Here is a 10,486-nt window from a genome sequence, read left to right as displayed (position 1 = left end):
ACCCTTCACGAGTACATGTATTACTATAACCACGAGCGTATTCAAGTGAAACTAAAAGGACTAAGCCCTGTTGAATACAGAACCCAGTCCTTGAATTAAATGTGTCTAACTTTTTGGGGTCAGATCACTTTGCAGTGGTTTATTGTTCTTGTTCGGACTGGCTTTCGCTAATAAGCGGAAATCCGCCAAGATCTTTTAAACGGTTTACCATCGCACAAAATAACTCGGTCGTTTTTTCAGTATCATATAACGCCGAATGAGCCTGTTTACCATCAAAACTAATCTTCGCCATTTGACATGCTTTCACCAGCACGGTCTGTCCATACATAAAGCCTGCCAATGTTGCCGTATCAAACATCGCAAATGGGTGGAATGGGTCACGTTTTGCATTAATTCGTTTTACTGCAGCCTGTACAAAAGCCTGATCAAAAGTTGCATTGTGTGCCACAATCACCGCACGCTGACACCCCTGAGCTTTCATTGCACGGCGTACCATTTTAAACATTTCTGGAATTGCAATATTCTCTGGCACCGCACCACGCAATGGATTATCAACATCAATCCCATTAAATTTAAGTGAATCAGGATTGATATTTGCCCCTTCAAACGGCTGAATATGAAAATGGCATTTTTGATCTGGTACTAAATAACCATGCTCATCCATTTTAACGGTAATCGCCGCCAATTCTAAAAGTGCATCGGTTTGCGCATTTAATCCTGCTGTCTCTACATCAATAATTACGGGTAAATAACCACGAAAACGATTTTTTAATAAATTATAATCTGTTACTTGTTCTGTCATTTTTTTACAAGGGATAGCTTATCCCGTTAAATAAAAAGCGGTCGGATTTTAAAAAAGAATGTGCAAATTTCTCTTAAAATATGACCGCTTGCCCACTTAAGTGGTAGTTAAACTTAGTTGCCTAATGCAGCCTGTGCGTTCTTATTTTCAATAAATTCAATTTTATAACCGTCTGGATCTTCCGCAAATGCGATAACGGTTTTTCCGCCTAACACAGGGCCTGGTTCACGAGTAATTTTACCGCCAGCAGCACGTACTTTTTCAATCGTCGTGTAAATATCATCAACGCCTAATGCGATATGACCATATGCCGTACCTAACTCATAACTTTCCACGCCCCAGTTATAGGTTAATTCAATAACCGCACTTTCACTTTCATCAGCATAACCAACAAATGCTAATGAATATTTATATTCAGGGTTTTCGCTGGTACGAAGCAAGCGCATACCTAATACATCAGTATAGAATTTAATTGAACGCTCTAAATCGCCAACACGTAACATGGTATGTAAAATTCGCATAGTAAATTCCTTATTTAAGTTAAAAAATTAGCGACATTATGGCATAATTTCATACTAAAATCATTTTCCAATTTAACTAGCCTTTTAACTTATGTCGCACGATCACGATTCTGAAAAAAAATATGATATCGCAACCCACGCATTGCTACCTATGGTCTTAATGCTATTTGTGCAAATGTTCCTTAATCATCATTTTGCACCACAAAATGCGATTTTTATTTCGCCTTATTTACTCGCCTTTTTTATTGCAAATCTGATTACATTCTTTGTGGTATGGAAGGGGCAAATTTGCCCTGGGCAGACAGGCAGACTGTTATTTGTTTTGAAATTTTTTATAGTGTTTGCGCTTGGCAATTTCGCTTATTCAATCGGTTTTACTCCTAAACATAATCCAATGGCGTTGGCGGGCGTAGCTTCATTAATGCTCGGCACTTTTTATTGGCTGTTTAATGCTCATGAAAAACCAATTAATGCGTTAATTTACAGCGCGTTTGGTATGATCGCAGTAGGAATAATTCAGTATTTAGCGATTTATTGGGTGGAACTTCCCTCGCTATTTAATGGCATACGCGCCAACAATTTTGCACAATTATTACTCGGCATTTTGCTGGCTGGTTGGTATTTAATGTTGGCGAAAAGCCGTTTGGATGTATTTTTCAAATTGTTGATTCAACTCGCACTAATTGTGTTAGTGCTAAATTATTTATGGAGCGCATTTGTGCTTTATCAACAGCTACAAATTATGCCAGATATGGCGTTATTGCCTTATGTAGCTTATTTTATTGTGCAATTTATCATTTTTGCATTACTCGCATGGTTGCTAATTGGTAAAGGCGAAAAGCAAATTAAAAATCCATTCGGATGGACAATTGCAACTTTATTAGCGATGCTCTATCCTTTCACGAATATGATCTAATGCTAAAACGTAGCTTATTTGTTACTGGCATGTTAGTTGTACTGCTTATTTTAAGTGGGGCAACTTTATTTTCAGGTAGCAAACTTTCAACAGTCACAAATTGGTTTCTGCCAAGCGGTTGGAAAATACAAATGCCCGCTGGTGGTATTCACGCCAATCTTGAAAACGCAAATTTAGCGCAATTTTCTCTCAGCTATCAGGATTGTCCTGTTATTCGTGCCAATAATTTTGCTATATATTGGCACAGCCAAAATCGAGTATCATTAGATAGCGCTACAGTTGATTACGGCTGTTTAAGCCAATTACCTACATCTGCGGATTCTTCCTCCGCCTTTTCACTTTCAGCTATTTTAGCGCTACTCCCTGAAGGAGTAGCAGAAATTAAGGCGCTACATTGGGTCAATTTGCCCGAAACGCTACATCCTCGTCTAGCACAATTACTGGCAACACCAAGCTACAGCAAACTCGCATTTTTTCAGCAAAAATTGACCGCTTATCTACACCAACAAGCGGTTGAATTTAGCGGAGAAATTGCAAACCAAACCCTATCGGGCAATATTGCTTATCAACCAAGCGAGCAGGAAAAACATAATTTACTGTTCTCCGCCCAACTCAATCCAACAGATTTACTTAGCATTCCATCAAAATTTGAAGGCGATTACCATTGGATCTTGCCGAAAGAAATGGTGAATAATGAAGTTCTCCGAGAAGGCAGCTCGCTTTTAAGTTGGGATACTGATGCACAAAATCAGCTAGTGGGTGATTGGGCTTTCGCCTCTGAAACTGCGCCGAAAAATCGCTTGAATTTCCCGTTCCGCTTTGATTATAAAACCCTTGAAATTAACCAAGGAAAATTCTATTGGGATTGGCTTACCGATTTTCCATTACAAGGTTTTATTAATGCTAAACTCACGCCCAAAAGTTTTAACAATGGCGATTATTACCCGCTAAAAAGCTACTTGCGTTTTAATTTATTATCGCAAAGCCCAACTTCAGGTAAAGGTAATATTGTGTTAGAAAGCCGTGACGGCGAACTATACGCTGATAGGCTAAATATGCCGTTTCAAATTACAGGCAATGTAAAATATGATGATTTTATTTTATACAGTGTGTTGCCTGTAGCATTTAGCGGAAAATTTGATGACTTAACACTAAACTTTCAACCAAAATCATTATTACGATTAGTTGGTAAACAACGTTTTCTCACTATTCACGATTTGCGTTTTCCACTAGCGGGGATTCAGCTGAATAAACACGGTGTAAATGGACGCTTACACGCAGTATTCAAAGGCGAAAGCCCAGACTTTAAAAATATTAATCTGCATTTGGACGGCTTTGCTCAACATTTTAAAATGGGGCAACTCAACTTTTTTGAAGAGGTTGCGGATAAAAATGCCGTGCAAGCTCAGTGGCAATGGAGGCTTTGGGGCGATACCAATATCCATACCATTGCGAGCAAATTAAAAATCAGCGGACAAGGTAATTGGCATAAGAATTTAGTACGATTAAACCAATTAAGCGGTGAATTAGGCAAGATTCAGCAGCGAGGCATTACCATTCCTAAAACAGAATTAAGTTTAATTGAGCCGATAAAATTTGCCTATCAACAATGGCAGCTTGATGGCGGTATTCAAATCAAATCGCCTGAAATGCAATTTGCATATGGTGGTAAAATCCCTGCTCCTGTCGCCAAATTACAAGTGAATGGAGAGATTGAAAATTTAAATGTAAAAGGATCGCTACAGGCTGATAATATTGAGCCTATTCAGTTATTCGCCCGCCGTAAACTCACCAGAACCGCAAGTGAACTGATTGGGCGTTTATATTGGCGCGAGCAAGCCGCAAAAGTATTCCAACCGTTGATTCCATTTCGTCAACATTGGTTGATCACAGGAGGAACAGTACGGGGCGAAACCGCTTTTAGTGCGAGTATTGAAAAAGGCATTATTGCTGGCGGACATTTTGCAATTCGTAATGCCTCACTTTCTATGCCAAGTGGCGAAGCCCAAGCGATTGATTTTAATCTGCCTTATCGCTTACAAGCGAATGAATTTGATTTTGGCTTAAAACAGCCAATCGATCTCAAGATTGGGCGTTTGAATTTAGGCTTACCGATACAACATATCCGCGCCAAAGTGTTTGGGCATTATCCGTATAGCCGTAAAAAACCGCTAATGTTAAAACAGCTTTCAATGCAATTATTGGACGGTGAACTTAATATCGAACAATTTGCCTTACCGCAAACTCAAATTGCTTATTTAAAGCTAACAAATATTGATTTCGAGCGTATTCTGGAATTTGTGCAATATCAGCAAATTGAATTAAAAGGCAAAGCCAATGCCATGCTACCGTTTTGGCTGGAAGGTAAACCGTGCTATGTATGTGATGGCTTACTTACACAAGCGGTTGAATCTAATTTAAAAATTCAACCTGAATTAATGAAAGCGATTTCACAAACCAGTGGTTATTCCGAGCGCTTATTGCTTTATTTACTCCATGATACGAAAATTACCGACCTGCGTAGCTTAATTAATGTTGGTTCAACAGGCGAAATGGTGCTGGATGCCAAACTAAAAATGCAGTTAAATCAGCAAGAAAAAGCAAAAATTAACTTTAATTATCATCATAAAGAGAATATCTTTAACCTTTGGCATATGATCAATTCAGGCTCTTATGTCGAACAACACATTGAAAATTCTATTTACCAACAGCTAGATAAAAGAAAATGAAAAAAAGCCTACTTTTTGCAATTTTTTGCCTAAATTTGACCGCTTGTACCCCCAAAGTACAGCTTGAAACACCCGCTGAAGGTATTACGATCAATATGAATGTCGTGATAGATCACCGCATTGATGTAAAATTTGATGAGAAATCCCGTGCAGTTTTGCGTACTTCAGATAATAAAGCCGCAAAATCAGAAACAGTGGTAGATACACCAATGGAATAAAACACAAAATGCACGGTATCCCGTGCATTTTTAATTAGAATGTCACCATTTGATGATGTTTAAACTGCTGGTAAATTTCAGCTAATTTTTCACCGCTTGGTAGCTCTAAATCAGGACTAAGATCGTACATTGGCACAATCACAAATTCTCGATTTTTCATTTCAATATGTGGAACAGTTAAGCGCTCATTGCTAATTTGTTCTTTACCATATAACACAATATCCAAATCCAGTGTACGCTCGCCCCAGCGACGTATACGTACTCTGCCCTGCGTATTCTCTATGCTTTGTAATTTATCGAGTAATGCTAGCGGGCTTAATTCCGTATCAAATTTTGCTACCGCATTAACATAATCGGGCTGATCTTGTGGTCCAACGGGTTTGCTACCGTAAAAGGGGCTTACTTCAAAATTTATTGCAAATTGTTTTAAAGATTCGACCGCTTGTTTGAGCTGTGCGAGTGGGTTATCTAAATTAGAACCTAATGCGATATATACCGTTTTCATACTGGTTATCCTATTTATCCATTTTTAAAATGAAAAGGCACAAGTTTTCACTTGCGCCCTATTTCCATTATTCAGCCGAAGGCTTTTTCGCTGTTTTTTTCTTTCTAAACGTTTTGCGACGACGCTTTTTCTTTTCTTCACCTGCAAAATTTGGCAAATTTCTGACCGCTTTCAACATTTCTGCACGCTGTGCATCATTGCTAAATTGATACTCATGCCACCAAGCAGAAAGCTCAACTAAATCACCGCCTTCAATTTCCGCCCGCATTACCAACAAATCGAAACCTGCGCGGAATTTAATATGCTCTAGCGTTTGCTGTGGGCGCTTGCCTGAGCGTTTGGTCATTTGGAATTGTAATGCCCAAATATCACGAATTACCGAGGTATGACGACGATGGAGCGCAATCGATTTACAGCTTTCAGCTAATATTTCATTCGCCGCTAACATCATTGCATCATGGCTATTTAAGCCACCTTCATTTTTTAACACTTCCATTTTTTCGCGCAATGGATACCAAAGTAAAGCAGCAAATAAAAACGCTGGATTTACCCGTAAATTATCACGAATTCGATCATCGGTTGAATTTAACGCTTTACTTAACATACGCTCTGCATTCGAATCATTACGTTCAGTAAAAAATGGCGTTAAAACGGGAAATAATTGCTCAAATAAACCATATTGGCGCATTAATTGATAAGTTTTAAAACCTTGCCCTGATTGGAATAACTTTAATGATTCATCAAATAAACGTGCTGTTGGAATATTTTTTAATAAGCATGCTAATTCACGAATCGGTGCTTCTGTTGGTTTATCTAAGAACATATCCAATTTTGCCATAAAGCGAATTGCACGCAACATTCGTACAGGATCTTCTTGATAACGTACGACAGGATCTCCTATCAGACGCAATTTGCCTGCTTTTAGATCATCAATTCCGTCAAAAAAATCAAAAATAAGATTATGTTTTGGATCATAATAAAGTGAATTCACGGTGAAATCTCGACGTTGTGCATCTTCACGTAATGAGCCATACACGTTATCACGCAATAGCATACCGTCTTCGCTTACTTTAGAGATTTTATCGCTATTATGGTGGCTGTGTTCGCCACGGAAAGTCGCAACTTCATAAATATCTCGCCCAAACACAATATGCGCTAAACGGAAACGGCGTCCGATCAAACGACATTGACGGCCAAAGATTTTTTGAATTTCTTCGGGTTTAGCATCTGTTGCGACATCAAAATCTTTTGGTTTATGACCTAACAATAAATCTCGAATACAACCGCCCACCACATAAGCTTCAAACCCTGCACGCTGTAATTTTTCAACAATTGCTAACGCATTTTTAGGAAAATCTTTCGGCGTTATATCGTAATGCCCAGCACTCACCGTAAATTTTTTATGCAACAGATGAGAAGGCAAATTTGTATGCGTTTGCTTCTTTGCTTTTTTTGGCGAGTGGCTTTTGTTTTCGATCGATTTTGATGCAGAACGTTTTGTTCGAGATTCCGTAGCCTTCGCTGGTTTGCTTTGCTTACGAGATGCCTTTTCTGGTTCTACAAGCGGTTGTTTTTTGACGTTTTTTCGACGACTAAACAACGATTTAATATAATTAAAAATAATACACCTCTGAAATTAACAATCGATAATGGACAAGATAAAAATAATGGACAACTTGCGATTGTCCATTGTCAATTTCAATTATCCATTTTTAATTAAGCTTATAAGCCCATTTGCTTTTCACGGATTTCTGCAAGTGTCTTACAGTCAATACACATATCTGCGGTAGGACGCGCTTCTAAACGACGTAAACCAATCTCTACGCCACAAGTTTCGCAATAACCGTATTCATCTTCAGCAATGCTATTTAGCGTTTGCTCAATCTTTTTAAGTAATTTACGTTCACGATCACGGTTGCGTAATTCTAAGCTAAATTCTTCTTCTTGTGTTGCTCGGTCTGCTGGATCAGCAAAATTTGCAACTTCTTCTTGCATTTGGCTTTTGGTACGTTCAGCTTCTTCCATAATTTGAACATGCCACGCACGAAGAATTTTGCGGAAATGCTCTTTTTGAGCGTCACTCATATACTCTTCATCTTTTTTAGGTTGGTAAGGTGTAACGCCCGCTAAAGCTAATAAACCTAATGAAGTGGTACCTGCCACTTGAGCCATAATTTCACTCCTTGTTGGATAGTGTTGCCCCTATTTAAAAATAAATAGACATAAAAAATTTTGGGGGATAATTCAAAAGGGCGTATAAATAGCAAATGTAATCCCTTTTGGCAATCAGATTTTGCAAAAATTTTTGTAATTTTTACCGCTTAGCAGACAATAAAAACGGCTAAAGATTCCATTTAGCCGTCAAAATAATGAAATTATTCCACTACCAACTTTGTTGCCAGCTAGCAAGCCATTGCTTCACGGTCTCAGAAGAAGGCTGTGTAAAGCGAAGTTGTTTATACTCAGGAAGCGTTTTAAACGCTGGATCAGCTTGAGTATCAACAATCGGTTTCATCACATTATGATAAGAAATCACATGCTGTGCTTGCCCTTGATGCAAAAATTGCAGAAATTGTTGTGCTAACGCTTTTTGTTTACTTACTTTAGTAATTGCAGCGATTTCGGTTTGTACCAAATGCCCCTCTTCAAATTGTGCCGCAACATATTTATCCGTTTTTTCATGCCACTGATGATAAAGCGGGGAAGTCGCGTAACTTAACACCAAATCGGATTCGCCTTTTAAAAAGGCGCCATAGGTTTCAGACCAGCCCTTGCCTACAGTAACCGTATGCTTTGCTAATGTTTTCCAAGCATCACCAGCAGTATCGCCATACACGCCATTTACCCAAAATAATAAACCTCGACCTACAGTGCTGGTTCTTGGATCTTGGTAAATCACTTTTAAATCTTGTCGTTCAACTAGCTCTTTTAATGATTTGGGCGGATTCGCAAGTTTCTCTTTGTCATAAATAAACGCATATTCGCTGTAATCATACGGAAAAAAAACGTTATTCTGCCAAGAAAAATCAGAAACTGTAAGTCCATGCTCTGCAAAAAGCCCTGATTTTTGCGCTTCTTCCATAGTAAAATTATCTAGCCCTAACATCACATCCGCTTTTGTTTTCTTACCTTCTAAGCGAATACGATTGAACATAGTAATACCGTCTTCAAAAGGGAGAAATCGCACATCACATTGACATTGTTGTTCGAACAATTCTTCAAGTTTAGACGCCGGCCCCCACTTTGAAGTGAAAGAATCATAGGTATAAACCGTCAATATAGGCGTTTGTGCCATCACATTTGCCGCCAAGCAGGCTGATAATGCAAAAATTTTTTTCATTTTAAAGTCCTTCTAAAACATAAACTAGAAGGATTTGAGCAACGGGGCTTAGTTTTCATACTTTATAAAGGTATAAAAATACTGTCTCAAATCCCTACGCTGATACTAATCAGATCAGGTTCTATGGGTAATTTCTCAGCTTCGTAAAGCACCCCAATGAGAACGCGGCAAATTGTAAGACATACGTAAATATAATGCAAACCCAAAAAGCAAACGTTTGCTTTTTAATTTTCAAGCGGATATACTACAGCCCTAGTGCCAAAAAGGAACTAGATAGATTCATATGCAAAACCTTACAACATACTTAAACACTCATTTAGCCAAACATCATTTCACTATGGTGCTTGGCTCTTTTTTTGGCATTTCAAATTTGATATTGATCTCTTAAATAGAGATCTTTTTTTTACCTAAAATTCAGCAAATAAAAATAGAGAGGAAAAGATTAATATGAGCCAATTAATTCGTACGCTCAAAAGCCATATTCGTGACGAAATCATCAAAAAAGGTGGCTGGGTAAATGCGCACGCCCATGCAGACCGTGCATTTACAATGACGCCAGAAAAAATTGCTATTTACCAAAATGCGAATCTTCAACAAAAATGGGATTTGGTTGATGAAGTAAAACGTAATTCAAGTGTTGATGATTATTACCGTCGTTTCTCGCAAGCGATCGAATTAATGATTTCACAGGGGGTTACTGCATTCGGTACTTTCGTTGATATTGATGGAGTGTGTGAAGACCGCGCAATTATTGCAGCACATAAAGCACGTGACGTATATAAAAGTGATATTATCTTAAAATTTGCTAATCAAACGTTAAAAGGCGTAATTGAGCCAACCGCAAAAAAATGGTTTGATATTGGTTCTGAAATGGTGGATATGATTGGTGGCTTGCCTTATCGTGATGAATTAGATTTTGGCAAAGGCTTAGAAGCGATAGATATTTTAATGGATAAAGCCAAATCACTGGGCAAAATGCTACACGTACACGTTGATCAATTTAACACACCAAAAGAAAAAGAAACTGAGCAATTATGTGATAAAGCAATTGAACACGGTATGCAAGGACGAGTAGTCGCAATTCATGGTATTTCAATTGGTGCGCACCCGAAAGAATATCGCAAAATGCTCTACCAAAAAATGCGTGACTCACAAATGATGGTAATTGCCTGCCCAATGGCATGGATTGATAGCGGGCGTAAAGAAGATTTGCAACCTTTTCATAATGCGCTTACACCTGCTGATGAATTAATTCCAGAAGGCATTACTGTTGCTATCGGTACTGATAACATCTGTGATTATATGGTGCCATTATGTGAGGGCGATATGTGGCAAGAACTTAGCCTACTCTCTGCGGGCTGCCGTTTTACCAACCTTGAAGAAATGGCAAATATCGCCAGCATCAACGGACGTAAAGTATTAGGTTTACTTTAATCCCTAAAAAAACCGAGCCAT

11 protein-coding genes and 1 riboswitch are annotated in these 10,486 nt (G+C 38.4%); of the genes, 5 read left to right on the top strand and 6 right to left on the bottom strand.

Annotated elements, in window-relative coordinates:
• The coding region (locus F8M47_RS06860; RefSeq protein WP_150538323.1) for an IS3 family transposase at positions 1 to 99 on the top strand (99 nt) is incomplete at its 5' end.
• 40 nt (positions 100 to 139) lie between these two features.
• Here F8M47_RS06860 and rnt read toward each other — a convergent pair.
• Positions 140 to 802: a ribonuclease T gene (gene rnt, locus F8M47_RS06855; protein WP_150539387.1), complete on the bottom strand. Its 663-nt coding sequence runs from the start codon at positions 800 to 802 to the stop codon at positions 140 to 142.
• Positions 803 to 915: 113 nt separating this feature from the next.
• A complete protein-coding gene (gloA, locus tag F8M47_RS06850) occupies positions 916 to 1,323 on the bottom strand; it encodes a lactoylglutathione lyase (protein ID WP_150539386.1) in 408 nt (135 codons plus the stop codon).
• 91 nt (positions 1,324 to 1,414) lie between these two features.
• Between gloA and F8M47_RS06845 the strand changes: the two genes are divergently transcribed.
• From F8M47_RS06845 to F8M47_RS06835, 3 genes are read left to right on the top strand one after another with little or no spacing between them, the layout of a single operon-like run.
• Positions 1,415 to 2,239: a hypothetical protein gene (locus tag F8M47_RS06845; protein ID WP_150539385.1), complete on the top strand. Its 825-nt coding sequence runs from the start codon at positions 1,415 to 1,417 to the stop codon at positions 2,237 to 2,239.
• Entirely contained in the window at positions 2,239 to 4,968 is a 2,730-nt protein-coding gene (locus tag F8M47_RS06840) for a YdbH family protein (RefSeq protein ID WP_150539384.1), read from the top strand. The genes F8M47_RS06845 and F8M47_RS06840 overlap by 1 nt, the downstream gene beginning before the upstream one ends.
• Positions 4,965 to 5,186 (top strand): YnbE family lipoprotein, encoded by a 222-nt coding sequence (locus F8M47_RS06835; RefSeq protein WP_150539383.1) that lies wholly within the window; start codon positions 4,965 to 4,967, stop codon positions 5,184 to 5,186. Before F8M47_RS06840 ends, F8M47_RS06835 begins: the two co-directional genes overlap by 4 nt.
• Before the next feature lie 34 nt (positions 5,187 to 5,220).
• Here the strand turns inward: F8M47_RS06835 and folK are convergent, their stop codons facing one another.
• From folK to thiB, 4 genes are all read right to left on the bottom strand, one after another.
• The gene (folK, locus tag F8M47_RS06830; RefSeq protein ID WP_150539382.1) at positions 5,221 to 5,691 is read right to left on the bottom strand and encodes a 2-amino-4-hydroxy-6-hydroxymethyldihydropteridine diphosphokinase; all 471 of its coding nucleotides are present in this window, start codon (positions 5,689 to 5,691) and stop codon (positions 5,221 to 5,223) included.
• Between the two features lie 67 nt (positions 5,692 to 5,758).
• Positions 5,759 to 7,291 (bottom strand): polynucleotide adenylyltransferase PcnB, encoded by a 1,533-nt coding sequence (pcnB, locus tag F8M47_RS06825; protein WP_150539381.1) that lies wholly within the window; start codon positions 7,289 to 7,291, stop codon positions 5,759 to 5,761.
• Between the two features lie 122 nt (positions 7,292 to 7,413).
• On the bottom strand, positions 7,414 to 7,863 hold the full coding sequence (gene dksA / locus F8M47_RS06820) for an RNA polymerase-binding protein DksA (RefSeq protein ID WP_005624430.1): 450 nt from the start codon (positions 7,861 to 7,863) through the stop codon (positions 7,414 to 7,416).
• A gap of 211 nt (positions 7,864 to 8,074) precedes the next feature.
• The gene (gene thiB, locus F8M47_RS06815; protein WP_150539380.1) at positions 8,075 to 9,031 is read right to left on the bottom strand and encodes a thiamine ABC transporter substrate binding subunit; all 957 of its coding nucleotides are present in this window, start codon (positions 9,029 to 9,031) and stop codon (positions 8,075 to 8,077) included.
• A gap of 73 nt (positions 9,032 to 9,104) precedes the next feature.
• Positions 9,105 to 9,197: riboswitch (TPP riboswitch) on the bottom strand.
• Between the two features lie 281 nt (positions 9,198 to 9,478).
• Here thiB and F8M47_RS06810 point away from each other — a divergent pair.
• Positions 9,479 to 10,465, top strand: a complete 987-nt coding sequence (locus tag F8M47_RS06810; protein WP_150539379.1) for an amidohydrolase family protein — start codon at positions 9,479 to 9,481, stop codon at positions 10,463 to 10,465.
• Positions 10,466 to 10,486 lie beyond the last annotated feature (21 nt).

Origin of the sequence: Actinobacillus vicugnae, from assembly GCF_901687125.1 — a bacterium.
Taxonomy (GTDB): domain Bacteria; phylum Pseudomonadota; class Gammaproteobacteria; order Enterobacterales; family Pasteurellaceae; genus Actinobacillus; species Actinobacillus vicugnae.
The sequence above is the reverse complement of the archived record's forward strand: the minus strand, read 5'-3'. Positions and strand labels throughout refer to the sequence as shown.

What these genes read in the sequence shown, in the direction of transcription:
- gloA (WP_150539386.1), bottom strand. Translation starts at nt 1,323, where the DNA reads ATGCGAATTTTACATACCATGTTACGTGTTGGCGATTTAGAGCGTTCA.
- folK (WP_150539382.1), bottom strand. Translation starts at nt 5,691, where the DNA reads ATGAAAACGGTATATATCGCATTAGGTTCTAATTTAGATAACCCACTC.
- F8M47_RS06810 (WP_150539379.1), top strand. Translation starts at nt 9,479, where the DNA reads ATGAGCCAATTAATTCGTACGCTCAAAAGCCATATTCGTGACGAAATC.
- dksA (WP_005624430.1), bottom strand. Translation starts at nt 7,863, where the DNA reads ATGGCTCAAGTGGCAGGTACCACTTCATTAGGTTTATTAGCTTTAGCG.
- F8M47_RS06845 (WP_150539385.1), top strand. Translation starts at nt 1,415, where the DNA reads ATGTCGCACGATCACGATTCTGAAAAAAAATATGATATCGCAACCCAC.
- rnt (WP_150539387.1), bottom strand. Translation starts at nt 802, where the DNA reads ATGACAGAACAAGTAACAGATTATAATTTATTAAAAAATCGTTTTCGT.
- F8M47_RS06840 (WP_150539384.1), top strand. Translation starts at nt 2,239, where the DNA reads ATGCTAAAACGTAGCTTATTTGTTACTGGCATGTTAGTTGTACTGCTT.
- thiB (WP_150539380.1), bottom strand. Translation starts at nt 9,031, where the DNA reads ATGAAAAAAATTTTTGCATTATCAGCCTGCTTGGCGGCAAATGTGATG.
- F8M47_RS06835 (WP_150539383.1), top strand. Translation starts at nt 4,965, where the DNA reads ATGAAAAAAAGCCTACTTTTTGCAATTTTTTGCCTAAATTTGACCGCT.